Source organism: Halobellus ruber (assembly GCF_014212355.1).
Taxonomy (GTDB): Archaea; Halobacteriota; Halobacteria; order Halobacteriales; family Haloferacaceae; genus Haloquadratum; species Haloquadratum rubrum.
In genome coordinates this window covers 154,377-169,692 of sequence record NZ_JACKXD010000004.1, presented here as the reverse complement: position 1 = coordinate 169,692, position 15,316 = coordinate 154,377, and the positions used below count along the sequence as shown (strand labels likewise).

Annotated in this window: 15 protein-coding genes and 1 pseudogene; 11 read left to right on the top strand and 5 right to left on the bottom strand. The window is 69.9% G+C overall.

Annotated features, from left to right (window positions below; translation table 11 throughout):
• Position 1: 1 nt before the first annotated feature.
• Positions 2–577: a TlpA family protein disulfide reductase gene (locus tag H5V44_RS12365; protein ID WP_185193441.1), complete on the bottom strand. Its 576-nt coding sequence runs from the start codon at positions 575–577 to the stop codon at positions 2–4.
• A gap of 178 nt (positions 578–755) precedes the next feature.
• Complete coding sequence (locus H5V44_RS12360; RefSeq protein ID WP_185193440.1) at positions 756–998, bottom strand: PRC-barrel domain-containing protein; 243 nt, start codon at positions 996–998, stop codon at positions 756–758.
• Positions 999–1,274: 276 nt separating this feature from the next.
• Between H5V44_RS12360 and H5V44_RS12355 the strand changes: the two genes are divergently transcribed.
• The 7 genes and pseudogenes from H5V44_RS12355 (at position 1,275) to H5V44_RS12325 (ending at position 6,496) form a co-directional block, all read left to right on the top strand.
• Positions 1,275–2,096: an alpha/beta fold hydrolase gene (locus tag H5V44_RS12355; protein WP_343067741.1), complete on the top strand. Its 822-nt coding sequence runs from the start codon at positions 1,275–1,277 to the stop codon at positions 2,094–2,096.
• Positions 2,097–2,193: 97 nt separating this feature from the next.
• A complete protein-coding gene (locus H5V44_RS12350) occupies positions 2,194–2,418 on the top strand; it encodes a hypothetical protein (protein ID WP_185193438.1) in 225 nt (74 codons plus the stop codon).
• Positions 2,419–2,459: 41 nt separating this feature from the next.
• Positions 2,460–2,630: pseudogene (locus H5V44_RS12345) on the top strand (IS1595 family transposase); the annotation flags it as partial.
• A 90-nt stretch (positions 2,631–2,720) separates the two neighbouring features.
• Entirely contained in the window at positions 2,721–3,164 is a 444-nt protein-coding gene (locus H5V44_RS12340) for a helix-turn-helix domain-containing protein (protein ID WP_185193437.1), read from the top strand.
• Between the two features lie 168 nt (positions 3,165–3,332).
• Positions 3,333–4,499, top strand: a complete 1,167-nt coding sequence (locus H5V44_RS12335; RefSeq protein WP_185193436.1) for an extracellular solute-binding protein — start codon at positions 3,333–3,335, stop codon at positions 4,497–4,499.
• A 30-nt stretch (positions 4,500–4,529) separates the two neighbouring features.
• Positions 4,530–5,906 (top strand): S8 family serine peptidase, encoded by a 1,377-nt coding sequence (locus tag H5V44_RS18005; protein WP_185193435.1) that lies wholly within the window; start codon positions 4,530–4,532, stop codon positions 5,904–5,906.
• On the top strand, positions 5,900–6,496 hold the full coding sequence (locus tag H5V44_RS12325; RefSeq protein WP_185193434.1) for an ArsR/SmtB family transcription factor: 597 nt from the start codon (positions 5,900–5,902) through the stop codon (positions 6,494–6,496). Before H5V44_RS18005 ends, H5V44_RS12325 begins: the two co-directional genes overlap by 7 nt.
• Before the next feature lie 1,306 nt (positions 6,497–7,802).
• Here the strand turns inward: H5V44_RS12325 and H5V44_RS12320 are convergent.
• The 3 genes from H5V44_RS12320 to H5V44_RS12310 form a co-directional block, all read right to left on the bottom strand.
• On the bottom strand, positions 7,803–8,669 hold the full coding sequence (locus H5V44_RS12320; RefSeq protein ID WP_185193433.1) for a dihydrodipicolinate synthase family protein: 867 nt from the start codon (positions 8,667–8,669) through the stop codon (positions 7,803–7,805).
• A gap of 98 nt (positions 8,670–8,767) precedes the next feature.
• Positions 8,768–9,472, bottom strand: a complete 705-nt coding sequence (locus H5V44_RS12315; protein ID WP_185193432.1) for a class I SAM-dependent methyltransferase — start codon at positions 9,470–9,472, stop codon at positions 8,768–8,770.
• Complete coding sequence (locus tag H5V44_RS12310) at positions 9,469–11,037, bottom strand: radical SAM protein (RefSeq protein WP_185193431.1); 1,569 nt, start codon at positions 11,035–11,037, stop codon at positions 9,469–9,471. The genes H5V44_RS12315 and H5V44_RS12310 overlap by 4 nt, the downstream gene beginning before the upstream one ends.
• A gap of 141 nt (positions 11,038–11,178) precedes the next feature.
• On the opposite strand from H5V44_RS12310, the gene H5V44_RS12305 reads away from it, so the two are divergent.
• From H5V44_RS12305 to H5V44_RS12290, 4 genes are all read left to right on the top strand, one after another.
• Positions 11,179–11,934 (top strand): DUF547 domain-containing protein, encoded by a 756-nt coding sequence (locus H5V44_RS12305; protein ID WP_185193430.1) that lies wholly within the window; start codon positions 11,179–11,181, stop codon positions 11,932–11,934.
• A gap of 51 nt (positions 11,935–11,985) precedes the next feature.
• On the top strand, positions 11,986–12,480 hold the full coding sequence (locus H5V44_RS12300) for a redoxin domain-containing protein (protein ID WP_185193429.1): 495 nt from the start codon (positions 11,986–11,988) through the stop codon (positions 12,478–12,480).
• A gap of 96 nt (positions 12,481–12,576) precedes the next feature.
• Entirely contained in the window at positions 12,577–14,007 is a 1,431-nt protein-coding gene (locus H5V44_RS12295) for a dihydrolipoyl dehydrogenase (RefSeq protein ID WP_185193428.1), read from the top strand.
• A 111-nt stretch (positions 14,008–14,118) separates the two neighbouring features.
• Positions 14,119–15,276 (top strand): sensor histidine kinase, encoded by a 1,158-nt coding sequence (locus tag H5V44_RS12290; protein ID WP_343067740.1) that lies wholly within the window; start codon positions 14,119–14,121, stop codon positions 15,274–15,276.
• The last annotated feature ends 40 nt before the right edge of the window (positions 15,277–15,316 follow it).

Sequence of the window (15,316 nt, the reverse complement as noted above, 5' to 3'; positions counted from 1 at the left end):
GCTACGATTCCCGGAGAAGCGGATCGATGATCGCCGCGAACTCGTCGAACGTGCGGGCTCGCACCGCCGGAGTGTCCCCGCGTGCGGGCGTCCCGTCGGTATCGAACACGAGGTTCGTGGGATAGCTGTTCGCGTTCCACCGCTCGGTCGCGACCAGGGCCGGGTCGGTGACGACCGGCCACGTGCCGTCGTACTCGCGCCAGAACTCCCGGACGAGCGTCTCGTCCACTTCCGGCGTGATCGAAACCATATGCAGCCGTTCCGGGTCGTACGCCGCACGCAGCCGCCGGAACGCGGGCATCTCCTCCTGACACGGCCGACACCACGTCGTGAAGAAGTTCAACAGCACGACCGTCCCCTCCGGTTTGAGAACCACGTCCCCGTCGGGGAATCCCTCACGCGTAACCACCGACGGTAACGCGAGCGGGTCGGACTCGTCGGGGGTTCCGCCCGGGGCGTCCGTGGGTTCGCGGGATGGATCGGCGTCGGGCGAGGACACGCTACTACACCCGGCGAGGCCGAGTGCGAGCGCGGTGCTCACGGTTCCGATGAACGATCGGCGCTTGCTGGAGGGCATACGCACCTGGAGAGTAGCGAGTGAGTCGTAATCAGTCGGGTGTAGGCTGTAATTCGTATTTCACTCTCGGGAGTGTCGACCCCGAGTCGCCGTAGCGTGTCGTCGGAGCGGACGCACGGGAGGCGCCAGCGGCGTCGTTCGCTGGAGGACGAGGGTCCGGACAAAGCGGGGACGGCCCTCAGTCCGGCGGACGGACGAGCAGGTACTCCTGTCCGGGTTCGACTCTGTCGACGGGGACGACGATCTGGTCGTTCTCCATCCGCGGGAACACGCCGGGTTCCCGACCGCTGGGGTCGATACAGAGGTATTCGAGGTCGCCGGTTGCGGGGTTCAGCGTGATGTTGTCGAGCGTCCCGAGCAGGGCGCCGTCAGCCAGCATCACCTCGGAGTCGCTGAGCGACGAGAGGGGGACCGAATCCATAGGTACCCGGTCGTAGAACGTACTATTAACGGTCGGACAAGCTGAAACGTCGAATTGAGTCACCCAGCAGCGGCGACGCCACCGATCGATCCTACCCGATCGCCGGCGGGGTCGTTCGGTTCCCGAGGCGGTAGCTGTACCACGCCGTTGATAAACCACAGGATGGATCCGGCAGCAGCGGTTGGTGGGTGGAGGTATACGACAGTAGATATGACGCCGCCCCTGAATGCGACACGGCGACCCGTATCGAGGGGTGAAGGACCCAGCACAGTCGCGGTGGACGGTCGGCAACTCGCGTACGCGACGTACGGGGATCCCGAAGGGATCCCGGTCCTCGTCCTCCACGGAACGCCCGGATCCCGCCGGTTGGGATCGGTGTTCGATCGCAAAGCAAACCGGGCCGGGATCCGGATCCTTGCCCCGGATCGACCCGGATACGGACGCTCCGCGGCGTGGCCGGAGTACAGCGTCGACGACGCCGGGAGAGTTATCACGGCTGTCCTCGACGATGCCGGCGTTCGAACTGCCGGACTCGTCGCGTTTTCGGGTGGAGCACCGTACGCACTCGCAGCCGCACGGACACGCCCCGAGCGTATCACCCGCGTCGACGTCGTCTCGGGTGCGACACCGCCGGGAATCAGCGAGCACACGCCGCCGATGCAGCGGGTGCTGCGAACGCTGGCAACGGGCACGCCGCTCGTGCTTCGGGGGCTGTTCCGGGGGCAGGCGTGGCTCGCGGCGCGGCTGGATCCGACGTTCGTGGCGGCGCAGTACACCACGAAAGAGCGCGCCGATGCGCTGCCGGACGACGTGAAGGAGGTCATCAAGGCGGATTTCGTCGAGGCAGTCGCCCGGTCCCGCCGCGGCGTCGTGACCGAACTTCGACACACGGCCACGCAGTGGGGCAACGACCTCGACGGGGTCGACGCGGAGGTGACCTTCTGGCACGGTGCGGACGACGCGAACGTCCCGGTCGCCGACGCCCGGCGGCTCAGCGCGGCACTCCCGACCGCCCGGCTTCACACGCTTTCGGCCGCGGATCACCTGCAGGCGTTGCTCCGGAGTCGGGCCGAGATCCTCGACGCACACCGGTCGTAGGGCGCGCGTCGTGGGAACCGGGGTCGGTCGGGTGACCGCGTCCGGGAGAACCACGCGTATTGATATGCGAGCTGTCCGAACCCCTCCCGAAGAGGGAATGAAACGCATCCAGTTTTCGATCGCCTACCCGGAGCGGTTGCGGCATCCGCTCCATCAACGGTTGGCGGAGACGGACTCGGTCACGCGGGCCGAGATACTGATGTGGAGCCCGACCGGCGACGCGACCGCGCTGCTCTGGTGTGACGGCGGGCGGGCGGCGATCGAACGGCTGATCGGCGCCGTCGACTCGCGTCTTGTGATACTGTTGGCTATAACTACGTGACGCTCTTCCGAAGCAGATTGTTGATCGGGTAGAGCTGTCGCTGTGAAAGCGTAGCGGGCAAGGGTGACGCGGCGCGACGGTGGCTCTCGCCGCATCGAGGCGTCTCAAAAGACAAACTGACAGCGTATCTCAGACCGTTCCAACTTCGGCGACGAATCCTCCGCAAACCAGGCCGAGAGGCACTCAAAGAGATTGTCCGAGCAGTTCTCTGACTCACCAACAATGTGCTTCACAAGAGCGCTACGTGAAGATTTTCGGCACCCCGGGGTGCCGAAATCCGTCACGCGACTATAGCCGACAGTATGAGTCGCCTCGTTGCCGATCCCGGCGGCACGTACGCGTTCCTCCGGCAGGAGGAGTACGAGTTCCCGGCCGAGCTACTGGATGCGATCACGGAGGCGCGGGTGATCTTCCTCCCGCCGGTCGTCCTCCGGGAGTCGGGCCCGGTCGAGTTCGAGGCGGTCGGCGACCCGCCCGCGCTCAGTGCGTTCCACGAGCGGCTCTCGGAGGTGGGCGACCCCACGATCGAACAGGTACGGGAGTTCGACCGGTCCCCGTCGGCAGCACGGCTGACCGACCGACAGCAGGCCGCGGTGGACGTCGCGGCGTCCGTCGGCTACTACGACGTCCCGCGAACAGGCTCGATCACGGACGTTGCGGCCGAACTGGACTGTTCGACGAGCACGGCCGGCGAGCTGGTGCGAAAGGCGGAATCGAGGATCGTCCGGGACGCCGTCGAGACGTAACTTCGAGGCGTCTCTGAGTCTGGCGAAGGGCTTTTGAAACGGAGTCGAACAATCGAACCGATGGTCCCCGGTCGAAACGCTCCACGGCAACACGCAGGGACGGATGGGACAGGTACCGAGTCCGGACCCGAAGGTGGCCAGTCCGGGCCGCAACTGACCCGGAGGCAGGTGACACGTGCGGGAACGGCGGCCCTCGCGGCTGCCGTCGCCGGGTGTTCGACGAGTCCGGCCGAGTCGACGCCGCCGACGCGGATCGGTTCGTGGCCCCCCGCCACCGAGGCGGGCGAGATCGTGACGCGAACGTACTACCCGGAGTGGATCGGGTGGGCCGACGACGCGTTCAGCGACGCGACGTCGATCTCGATCCGAGCCGAGAGCCAGCCGTTCGCGTGGCAGGACAGGCGGCCGTTCGGCGACGGGATCGTCGGGGACGTCCGGCGGTGGTGGGCGGACGTCCGCGGCACGAGCTCGTACGACGGGCCGCGTCGCCGCGTCGACGTGGTATCGTTACAGGATTGGCGGCTCGACTCCGCGCGGGACCTCCTCCACCCGCTTCCGGTCGAGCGGATGCCGAACTGGGAGTACGTCCGGCAGCGGTTCCGGGAGATCGACTTTCACCGGTCCGACGGCGACGTCTACGGCGTCCCGATCGAAGCGACGATCGCCGGGCTGACGTACGACGCCGACCGGTTCGACGACCCGCCGGACTCCTGGGAGCTGCTGTTCGACTCGGAGTTCAGCGGCCGGGCGGTCTGTACCGATCCGCTCCGGTTTCCACACATCGCCGCCCAGTACCTGGGCCAGGATCCCCGCTCGCCCGACGACTTCGAGGCGATCCGGGAACTACTGGAGACACACCACAGCCGGCTCGTCGCGCAGTCGGATGGGGGAGAATCGACGGCCGTCGAGGAGTTCTTCGTCAGCGACGCCGAGGCCATCGAGGCGTTCGCGTCGGGGCGGGCGGTCATCGGGTCGGTCGGAATGGAGCCGATGTACGCCGCTCGGTTCGAGCGCGGTCTGCCGATCGACTACACCGCACCCGCGGAGGGCGCGTTGTTCTCGGCGTTCTTCTTCGGGGTGCCGGTCGAGTCCCCCCACCCGTTTGCGGCCACCCGGTTCGTGGATTGGGCGCTCCGTCCGTCGAGTGCCGCCGAACTCGCCGCCCGGGAGGGGTTTATGCCCACTGTCGGCGCGCGGACCGAACTCCCCGACGAGGTCGCGTCGTTCTTCGAGTGGCCCGAGGCGTGGTCGCTCCGGTACGACGACCCGCGAACGACGGACGAAGTCGAGATCGAATACAGCGAACTGCTACGGGACATCTATGGGCTGTTCTGACCGGACGCGACCGGCAGGGGGGCGGACGCGGTGCGAGTGACGCGACGGCACCTCGAAGCGGTCGTCCTGGCGGCGGTCGTCGTCACCGCCGGGACCGGCGTCTACGTCGTCGACCGCGCCCCGACGCCGACCGCCACGTTCGTGGGGGGCACCGCTTCCGGGGAGCAGCCGACGCGGCCGTCGGTGCCGACCCGGATTCGGGCGCTCCACCAGCGGGGGATCACGGGGGCGAACGCGACCGTGGGCATCGTCGTCGTTACCCGGATCAACGCGGATCATCCCGAGCTCCGGCCGCGGATCGTGGAGCGACGTTCCTTCCGACGGGATCCGGCGGGCCAACCACGTGGGAGGCACGGAACCGCTGCCGCGCTCACAGTCGCCGCAATCGCCCCCGACGCGGAGTTGCTCGTCGCGACGGTAGACACGCCGACCGACGCACGGCGAGCCATCGAGTGGCTCACGGCCCGGGGGACGGACGTACTGCTCGTGCCGGCGACGGTGCTTGGCGCTCCGGGTGACGGAACCGGAACGGTTGCCAGCGCCGTCGAACGGGCAGCCGACCGGGGGACGGTCGTGGTCGCGCCGACCGGGAACCTGGCGCGGAACCACTGGCAGGGCCGGCTCACCCCGACGCGGCGCGGGTTACACTCCTTCGGGGGAGACGTTCGGATGCGGCTGCTCCCGCCCGTCGGGGCCGGAACGCAGGCCGGCGGGCGGGTCCAGGCACGGCTGCGGTGGAACGGCTCGGCGTATCCACGGGATCTCACCCTGGAGCTGTACCGGTCCGGAGCGAGCGGGGTGACCCGGATCGCGACCTCGGAACGAACCCGGACCGGATCAGTTCGGGTCGAGCGGCTGGACGCCCGGGTCCGGCCCGGTGATCTGTTCGTGGCCGTCAGGCTCCCGAACCGGACCGTGCGACGGTTCGAACCGCTCCCGGTCCGGATCGAGGTCACGACCCGACGCCACCGGCTGCTGAACGCGACGCCCGCCGGGAGCGTCGCGTCGCCGGCGACGGCCCCGTCGGCGCTGTCTGTCGGGGCCGCAGCACCCGACGACGCGGGCCTCGCCCCGTACAGTTCCCGTGGACCGACTCCCGACGGTCGCCGGGGGGTCGACGTCGTGGCCCCACCGACCGTGTGGGCCGGCCCGCGGGACGGCACGTCCGCAGCGGCGGCGTACGCTGCCGGCGCGGCCGCGCTCATCATTTCCGAAGCCGACACGAGTTCCCCGGAACGGGTTATCACACTGCTCTGTGACACGGCAGTCGACGTTCCCCCGGCCGGAGCCGACGCCGAAAGCGGGTACGGCCGCCTCAACGCGACCGGCGCAGTGGAGCGGATCGAGGCGCCCAAAGGGCGAACCGAGGACAGCCAACCCCGGACGAAACCACACACACGATGTTAGACGAATTAACGCGATCGGAGGAACCGCCAGCGATCGACGCCGAACCGAAGGTCGTCACCTTCGGGAGCGAGGACACCGCCGTCGTCTTCGACGCGCTCGGCTCCGAGACGAGCCGGGAGCTGTACCGGGAACTCCTGGCCGAGCCGCGGACCGCATCGGAGCTCGCCGAGGCGGTCGACACGTCGATCCAGACGGTCAGCTACCACCTCGACCGCCTCCAGGAGGCGAACCTGATCGAGGAGGGAGCGACGCGCTACTCCGACCGCGGTCGGGAGATGGTCGTCTGGGTACCGGTCTCGCGGGGGATTCTGGTGACCGACGCCGAGGAACGGGATCACCTCCGGGAGCGGGTCGCCGCGGTGCTCGGCCTCGCTGTCGGCGCAGCCGTCGTCAGCGCCGGCGTGAGGGTGCTGGCTCGGCGGGTCGTTCGCCCGTCGACCAGGCTCGATCCCGCGAGCCTGCCGGCCGATCCGTCCCCGGGCGAGAACCTGTTGTTGTGGGCGCTGACGACTGCCGGAAGCGTCGACCTCGGGATCGGACTGTTCCTCGGTGGACTGGCGGTACTGCTGGCGAAGTGGAGGTACGAGTGACGTGTTCGGGGGGTCAGCGGGCGAGGCGGTCACGCTGCCCGTGCCCGGTTCAACTCGGCTGACCCGTCGCTGTCGACGACCACGTCGAGTTGGTTGAATCACTCGTCGGAGCGGAACTCGCGTGCGATGACGGTCCCGTCGTTCACCTGGACGGTCACTCGGTCCCGGCCGCTTTTCCACGGCAGTTCGCCGAGTTCGGCGGTCCCCGTACTCGCCACCTCGGACCGTGTTTGCCACGCGCAGTGTCCCGCGCTGGACGGCCCGGACAGTCACGGTGTGCGGCACGTCGTCCCGGTTGACAGCGAGCATCGTGGTCGGATTCCCCGGTCGTCCGGTAAACCGACAAGCGGGAGCAGACCCGCCGGGGCAACGAGGAACCGGCGTCGGATCACGCTCAGTCGTGAAACCCGCCGAATAAAAACCCGGGCTTCGGTCGACCGACTGTGTGCCGTACCGCGGGAGCGGCCGCTGGCTGATACTGTCGGCTATAACTACGTGAAGATTTTCCACACCCCGGGGTGTCGAAATCCGTCACGCGAGTATAGCCGACAGTATGAGGCCACCGTCGACGGGGAGAGCCGAGCGAACCCGCCACGTGGGGTCGCAACCGACCCCGGTCAGTCGCGGGAAAGGGGTAACTGCGCGACGACGCGGTCGGTCGCGCGCCGCTGTCGGAACGCCATCGGGTCACGACTCCCCCCGGTCGCGCGGAAGCATCCGGTGGGGCTCCCGTTTTCGACCGTTGAGAGCCGTGTCGGCGCCACAACACAGCCGCGTACGCCGTCCCGAACGCGGCGGAGCCGATGAGTGCGAGCAGGACGGCGAACGCGACGTAGCCCACGAGCGGGTCTGCGTACGGCAGGATCACGTCCTGCGGCGGGTCGACCGCCCAGGGGCTGACGTGGAAGTACGCCAGCATCCCCGTGCTGAGCGCGAGGAAGCCGACCCAAAAGCGGGCTCCGACCCGTCCGGTCGGCGTCAGCAGGAGCCCGACTACCAGGAGCGGGTAGATCGCGAGACTGTACGTGAAGGGGGTCACCGCCGGCGTGATCGGCCAGCCGACGTGGTTCCCGCGGACGACGTGGTCGATGTGGTGTGCCGCACCCAGCGCCGTCGGGATCAACGTGAACCCGATGAATATCGCGGGCAGACTCGCCGACCCGTTGCAGTACGTCCCTGATGGGCATACGCGAACGTCGTCGCCGACCGCCGGAAGCGTTTGCCCAAGACGTTGCACCGGCCGTGCCCGTCGACCGATCGGCGTCGGAAGTTAGGGGAGACCGCTCGGTGCGTGGTTCCGCGTCGCTCACACCTCGGGGATCGCCGCGATCAACGAGTCCAACCGCGCCCGCGCGTCGGCGTCCGGCGGCCGGTGGGGCGACCGCGCGCATCCGGCCGGGGCACCGCGCTGCCGCATCGCGTACTTCAGCCCGGGGATCCCGAACTCCGCCGTGATCGCGTGGTTCAGCTCCGTCACCGCGGCGTTCAACTGCCTGGCCCGTTCGGGGTCGCTCGACGCCGCATCGTAGATCGCGACGGTCACCTCGGGGACGACGTTCGACAGCGCCAGGACCCCGCCGGTCGCGCCCGCGGCCAGCGCCTGGGCGAACACCCCGCCGCTGCCGACCAGCGGGTCGAAGTCGGCGTCGGCCGTCCCCCGGACCAGCCGGACGAAACTCGCGACGTCGCCGGCGGAGTCCTTCATCCCGGCGACGTTCGGGTGATCGGCGAGCGCCGCGGCAGTCCCGGGGTCGAGCCGGACGTCGGTGAACGCCGGCACCGAGTAGAGGTAGATCGGGATCGACGCCGCGTCGGCGAGGTCGCGGTAGTAGTCCGCAAGCGCCGACTGGTCGTGGGGGTAGTAGAACGGCGTGACCACCAGGGCGGCGTCGGCGCCGGCCTCCGCCGCCGACGCGGTCGCCGCGCGGGTCTCCCGGACGCCCGGGCTGCCGGTGCCCGCGAGGATCGGCACCGAGGCCGCGTCGGCGACGGTTTCGATCACGCGGGTCCGCTCGGCGGCGGTCAGGAGTTCCGCCTCGCCGGTCGACCCACAGGGGACGAGGAAGTCGATCCCGCGGTCCTCAAGCCAGCCGACGAGGTCGGAGAGCGTCCGTTCGTCGACGTCGCCGTCCCCGGTGAACGGGGTCACGAGTGGGGCTGCAGCACCATCCATACGTACGTCCCCGGGCGAGCCCGTGATATAGCTGTCCAACGACCGGTCGACGGATGGGAGGCTGTCCGCCGGCCACAAACGGGGGTATGACGGCCGGCTTACTGCGGCGCGTCCGCGACGACCGAGACGTAGCTCACCTCGCCGGCCTCGACCGCGGTTTCGAGCGTCTCGATGGCGTCGAGCGCCCGTTGTCCCCGCTCGCCCATCAGCCCGAGCAGCCCCTCGTAGTCGACCCGGTCGGTCACGCGGTCCCGCATTGCGAGCAGGTCGTCGTGGTGGTCGGTCATAGTCCGAACCGCGAACCCGGCGCCCGTGATCGCGGACCGGAGCCGATCGCGGCTCCGCGCCCCGGAGAGACAGAGGGCCTCCGCGACCCGCTCGGGGACCGCCGGGCCGCCGCCGTCGACCACGACCTCCGAGACAGCGAGCCGGCCGCCGTCGACCAGTACCCGGCGGGCCTCCCCGAGCGCGGCCGGGAGGTCGGTGAGACAGAGCACACACTCCGCGAGCAGGACGTCGACGCTCGATTCCCGGATCGGGAGCGCCGTTGCGTCGCCGCGGATCGTGCCGGCCGCGTCGGGCGAGGGGTCGACGCCGACGGCGTCGGCGCCCCGCTCGCGGGCAACAGCGAGCGCCTCGCCGGCGCCACAGCCGACGTCGAGCACGCGCGTGTCGGAGCCGACGTCAGCGCGGTCGAGGAGGGCGGCAGTCGCGTCGGTGCCGCCAGGGTGAAGCGGCCCGTCGAGCAGCCGATCGAGCGTCGACCAGGGGTTCGCAAGCGCCGCGTCGACGAGGCCGTTCATCGGCCGTCCCCACAGCAGCCCGAGTCGGGGTCGCAGTCCGTCCGGGGGCTGTCCTCGACGCGCCCGCCGTCAGCCACGCCGTCGCCCTCGTAGCCCGTGGGAGCGTCGGCGTCCGGGTCGGAGCCGTCGGCCCCGGTGGCGGCCCGCGGGTCGTCGACCGCGGCCCGGCCGCCCCACTCGTTGCGGTTCCGGAGCGCGTACTCGCCGTCGTCGGTGGTCATGTTGTACCCGCAGAACGGGACCAGATCGCCGTCCGCAGTGGGAACGGAGATACAGCAGTTGCTCAGCCGGTTCACGTCCGCGGCGTCGGCGTCCATAAACCCCGTGAACGACACCGGAACGACCTCGTCGAAGAGGCCTTCGACGCCGCCCGGGACGTCGACGCCGCAACAGCCGGCGGTCTTGCACGCCCACTCCTCGCCGGCGGCCGTCCCCGCGAGCAGTTCCATGTAGTCGCCCTCGTCGACCATCCCCGAGAGCATCTCCCAGAGTTGGTCGTCGACGAACTTCGTGAGCGGGACGAACGCGCCGGCGTCGGCGTCCTCGCACCCGCAGTCCGCGCCGGCGTCGGCCCCGTCGGCCGCGGCACCGCCGTCGCTCCCACACCCGTCGCCGACGCTCGGATCGGCATCCGCCGGCACGAACGCGGTCCCGATCTGGCAGTACGCCGAACAGCAGGGCGCCGGCAACATATCCCGCGGCTCCAAGCTCCCGATCTGCTCGGCCAGGAGGCGGGTGGCGGTGTCGATCGCAAAGCGGCCGTCGTCGGTGGCGTACCGCCCGAAGTGCGCGACCGGCTGGAAGTTGACCGACCGGATCACGTCGCGGTTCTCCAGAGCGAACCGCACGATGTCGCCCATCTCGTGGTCGTTGACGTCGGGGACGACCGTGGGCACGAGGACGACCGGGAGGTCGGCGTCGCGGCAGGCCTCGATCGCGGCGTGTTTCTCTTCTACGAGATCCACCTCCCGGATCGTCTCGTAGGTCTCGCTCGTCAGCCCGTCGAACTGGAGGTAGACGGCAGTCACGCCGGCGTCGGCCAGTTTCCCGGCGTACCCCTCCTCGGTGGCGAGCCGGATCCCGTTGGTGTTGACCTCAACGTGGTCGATGCCGCGCTCGCGGGCCCGTTCGACCAGGTCCGGGAGGTCGTCGCGGACGGTCGGCTCCCCGCCGGAGAACTGGATGGGCCGCCCGCCGGCGTTCTCAACCGTATCGAGAAGCGCCTCGATCTCGTCGGTCGACCGGTGGTCGCCGCCGGGGCCGGAGCTCGCAAAGCAGTACGAACACGAGAGGTTGCAGTCGTCGGTGACTTCCACGACCGCCAGACACGCGTGGTCGTCGTCGACCGCCAGGTCGCCGCCGTCGTACTCCGGGCTGGGCCCGAACTCCGCGGCCCACTCCCAGTGGTCGTGAGAGCCCCAGACCCGCCGGCTCGCGACCCCGTGATCCGGGCAGTCCCGCGTGAGGAACACGCCGCCGTCGCGCTCCTCGTACCGGCCGGGGACCTGCTGCAGGCAGTCGGGACAGAGGCTCGTCGTCTCCGCGAGTGTGGCACGCTGGCTCATACGTTCGGGGAGGGCTGGCTTTGCATAAGCGTACTGGGCGTGTGCGTCGGCGTCGGACGCCTGCAAGGTGTCGGGAGCCGCTCGGACGTCGCGGGCGCCAGGCCGCGGAACCCTTTTTGAACGCGCGGCCGGAACGTTCGTATGGCAGAGTCAGCGGCAGGAAGTGAGCCCGGAGCCGCCACACCGCCGAGCGGCCGGTCGCCGGTCGCGGTCGCCGAGGACCTCCTGGTCGCGTGCAAACTCGGCGAGCCGACGGCGGCACACGAGGCCGCGCTGGCCGACGCCACCGACGCCGACCTCCGGCCGGTTCGGAACGACCGGCGGACCGCCCTGGCCTTTTGGATCAACTGCTACAACGCCGGCACACAGCTCCTTCTCGAAACACACCCCGAACGCTACGACAGCCCGCTGCGGATGCTCCGGTTCTTCCTCGCGCCCGCGATCACCGTCGCCGGAACCGACCTGCCCTTGGATCGGATCGAGAACGGCCTCCTCCGCGGCGGCCGCTCGAAGTACGGGCTGGGATATCTGCCGAAGGTCCTGGTCACCGGCTTCGAGCGCCGCTACCGGCTGGTCGACTGCGACCCCCGGATCCACTTCGCGCTGAACTGCGGCGCCGAGAGCTGCCCGCCGATCCGGGCGTACGAGCCCGCGCGGATCGACGACCAACTCGACATCGCCACCCGGAGCTATCTCGACGCCACTGTCGAGTACGACCCCGACGCGGGGACGGTCGCTGTCCCGCGGGTGTTCCTGTGGTTCCGCGGCGACTTCGGCGGCGGGGCGGGGATCCGCGAGTTCCTCCGCGCCCACGGCGCGATCCCCGCCGACGCGGCGCCCCGCATCCGCCACCGGTCGTGGGACTGGTCGAAGGCCGCCGGGAAGTTCGTGGAGTGAGGCGACGAGGCAGGACCGACGGTTTTTGTCGCCGAGCGCCGTACGAAACGTATGGCAGACGAGGTAGCGGACGTTCCGCTGCCGAACGTCGCGGCGGGTCCGGACCCGTTCTCGTTGTCCGCGCTCCCCGAGAGCGTCGATTTCGCCGTGCTGTTCCTCCAGCGGGACCACTACTGCACGAAATGCCGGGCGCAGGTCCAGCGTCTCGCCGACCGGATCGACGATTTCAGAGCACGGAACGCCGAGGTCGTCGCGATCGTCCCCGAACCGACCGAACGCGTCGGGTCCTGGCAGTCCTCCTACGACCTCCCGTATCCGCTGCTCGCGGATCCCGAGGCCGAGGCGGGCGAGGCCTACGACCAGCCGGTGCGGTTCGGGCTTCTGGGGCGGGTCTCGGATTTCGTCGGCCGGATGCCCGCGGTGGCGATCGTCGACCGCCGCGGCGACGCCCCGACCCTGGCGTACGTCCACAGAGGGTCGACGACGGGCGACCGGCCGCCGATCGACGACCTGCTCGCCGAACTCGACGACCTCCGCGAGGCGTAACCGGGCGCTCGCTGGCGGTGAGTCCTACCGCGGCGGTGGTGTCCGCGCGGCGAACGTCCGCGGGCGTTTCTTATCCGCCGGGCGTGAGAGTGCCGTATGGACGAACTCGACTTCCTGGTCGTCGGGTCGGGATCGGGACTGGACGTCGCCAACGCCGCCGCGAACCAAGGACAGTCGGTCGGGGTCGTCGAGAAGGGGCCGCTCGGCGGGACGTGCCTGAACCGCGGCTGCATCCCCTCGAAGCAGCTGCTGTACCACGCCGACGTGCTGGAGACGATCGAGCGCGCCGGCGAGTACGACATCGACGCCGAGGTGACAGGCGTCGACTTCGCGAAGATCGTCCGGGAGGTGAACGAGGACGTCGGCGGGGACGCCGCGTCGATACGCCGCGGGCTACGCTCCTCCGACAGCCACACCCTCTACGAGGGCGAGGGCCGCTTCGTCGACGAACGGACGGTCGAGATCGTCGACGGCGCCGACGAGGGAGCCGAAGTCCGCGCCGACACCGTGCTGATCGCCGCCGGGACCCGGCCCTCGATCCCGGCGATCGACGGCATCGACGCCGTCGACTACCTGACCAGCACCGAGGCCCTGCAACTGGAGGCGCCGCCGGACCACCTCGTGATCGTCGGCGGCGGCTACATCGCCGCGGAACTGGGCCACTTCTTCGGCACGTTCGGCAGCGACGTGACGATCGTGGGCCGCCGGCCGAATCTGTTACCCGACGCGGACCCCGAGGTCGCCGCGGCGTTCACCGAGCGGTACGGGGAGCGGTTCACCGTGCACACCGGCCACGCCGCCACCGCCGTCGAGGCGGCCGAGGAGGGGATCACCCTCACCGCCCGCCCCTACGAGTACGGCGAGAGCGGGGGCGTCGTCGACGGCGACGACGTGACCGTGACCGGCGACGAACTCCTGATTGCGGCGGGACGCCGGCCCAACACCGACATCCTCGACGTCGGGGCCGCCGGCGTCGAGACCGACGACCGGGGGTTCGTCGAGACCGACGAGTACCTGCGGACCACCGCCGAGGGGGTGTGGGCGCTCGGCGACGTCGTGGGGGAGTACCTCCTGAAACACAGCGCGAACCACGAGGCGGCCACCGTCGCCCGCAACGTCCTCGGCGACGACCTCGAAGCGGTGGACTACACCGCGATGCCGTGGGCGGTGTTCGCGTCGCCGGAGGTCGCCGGCGTCGGCGCGACCGAGGACGAACTCCGGGCCGAAGAGCGCGAGTACGCCACCCGGACGTACCGGTACGACCAGACCGCCCGCGGCGACGCGATGCACGCCGACGGCTTCCTGAAGGCGATCATCGACCTCGACGGGACGATCTTGGGCTGTCACATCGTCGGCCCCGAGGCGTCGAACCTGATCCAGGAGGTCGTGGTGGCGATGAAAGCCGGGTCGGGGTCGGTCCGGGACATCCGGGAGTCGGTCCACATCCACCCCGCGCTCTCGGAGGTCGTCCAACGGGGGTTCTCCGGACAGTTCTCCCGGGGCGGCGACCACGGCCACGACCACTGACGCCGGACGCGGCCCGCCGGCGGTCGGCAGAGACCCGAGCGCCGACGGGCGGTCGCCCGGGGGGCGACAACCGCTCGGGTCGATTGACCCCCACAATTGAATATCCCAGGTGTGAGAACCATAGCCGAACACAGGACCGTGGCTTCCGACGTCGAAACGGAGAGCGAACGGCTGTGGGTGCCCGTAGCGGTGGGCATCGGGCTCGTGGCGGTCCTGGTGGCGGAGTCGGTCGCAATCGGCGCGGGGACGTACGTCCCCGCGAACGGACACGTGAGCGGCGTCGTGACCGCGCTGCCGTTCATCGGGATCCTCCTCTACGGGAGCTACCGGGTCGAGAAGGGGTCGCTCGACCACGACCGGTATCTTCGGATCAGCCGGTGGAGCCTGGGCGGGGCCGCGGTCTTTCTGCTCATCAACATCGGAGTGATGGCGACCCGACCGCTGGGCGGTGGGCTCCCGCTTCTCGTGAGTTGGACGCGGTGGGCCGTGTCGATCGGCGGCGGCACCGGGTTCCTGGTCGGGGTCTTCGAGGCCCGAGCGATCGAACGCCAGCTCGACGCCGAGCGGAGCCGGATCAGACAGGAGGAACTGCGCAGCGAGCGGGACCGGCTCGAAGAGTTCGCGGACATCGTCTCTCACGACCTCCGAAACCCGCTGAACGCCGCGTCGGGACACCTCGAACTCGCTCGGGACGCCGATCCTGAGGCCGTCGAGGACCATCTGGATCGGGTGGAATCCGCGCTCGGACGGATGCACCGGATCCTCGAAGACACGCTGACGCTCGCCCGCGAGGGAAAGACCGCCGGCGACACCACCACGGTCGATATCGGGACGCTCACGACCGAGTGTTGGGGGCGCGTCGACGGCATCGACGCGGAACTGGTGGTCGAAGAGGCCGGGACGATTCGGGCGGATCCCGACCGCCTCAGCCACGTCTTCGAGAACCTCCTGGCCAACGCGGTCGAACACGGTGGGCGCGACGTGACCGTCCGCGTCGGCCCGCTGGGTGACGGCGACGCCGTCGGGTTCTACGTCGAGGACGACGGCGACGGGATCCCAGAACGGGAACGGGACCGGGTGTTCGAGAAGGGCTACAGCGCCGACGACGGGACCGGGTTCGGGCTCGCGATCGTCGAGCGGATCGTCGACGCTCACGGGTGGTCGGTCCGCGTGACCGAAGGAGCCGCGGGCGGCGCCCGGTTCGAGATCACCGGCGTCGAGCCGGCGGAGACGGCGCCCACAGCCGGTCCGGCCGCGGTCGAAGGGTGAGCCGTGGTGTCGATCGGCCGGTCTCCCCGCCTCTCCGCCC

Bases quoted from the DNA above. Each gene is read 5' to 3' on its own strand.
- H5V44_RS12365 (WP_185193441.1), bottom strand. From the start codon at position 577: ATGCCCTCCAGCAAGCGCCGATCGTTCATCGGAACCGTGAGCACCGCG.
- H5V44_RS12360 (WP_185193440.1), bottom strand. From the start codon at position 998: ATGGATTCGGTCCCCCTCTCGTCGCTCAGCGACTCCGAGGTGATGCTG.
- H5V44_RS12350 (WP_185193438.1), top strand. From the start codon at position 2,194: ATGAAACGCATCCAGTTTTCGATCGCCTACCCGGAGCGGTTGCGGCAT.
- H5V44_RS12340 (WP_185193437.1), top strand. From the start codon at position 2,721: ATGAGTCGCCTCGTTGCCGATCCCGGCGGCACGTACGCGTTCCTCCGG.
- H5V44_RS12325 (WP_185193434.1), top strand. From the start codon at position 5,900: ATGTTAGACGAATTAACGCGATCGGAGGAACCGCCAGCGATCGACGCC.
- H5V44_RS12320 (WP_185193433.1), bottom strand. From the start codon at position 8,669: ATGGATGGTGCTGCAGCCCCACTCGTGACCCCGTTCACCGGGGACGGC.
- H5V44_RS12315 (WP_185193432.1), bottom strand. From the start codon at position 9,472: ATGAACGGCCTCGTCGACGCGGCGCTTGCGAACCCCTGGTCGACGCTC.
- H5V44_RS12310 (WP_185193431.1), bottom strand. From the start codon at position 11,037: ATGAGCCAGCGTGCCACACTCGCGGAGACGACGAGCCTCTGTCCCGAC.
- H5V44_RS12305 (WP_185193430.1), top strand. From the start codon at position 11,179: ATGGCAGAGTCAGCGGCAGGAAGTGAGCCCGGAGCCGCCACACCGCCG.
- H5V44_RS12300 (WP_185193429.1), top strand. From the start codon at position 11,986: ATGGCAGACGAGGTAGCGGACGTTCCGCTGCCGAACGTCGCGGCGGGT.
- H5V44_RS12295 (WP_185193428.1), top strand. From the start codon at position 12,577: ATGGACGAACTCGACTTCCTGGTCGTCGGGTCGGGATCGGGACTGGAC.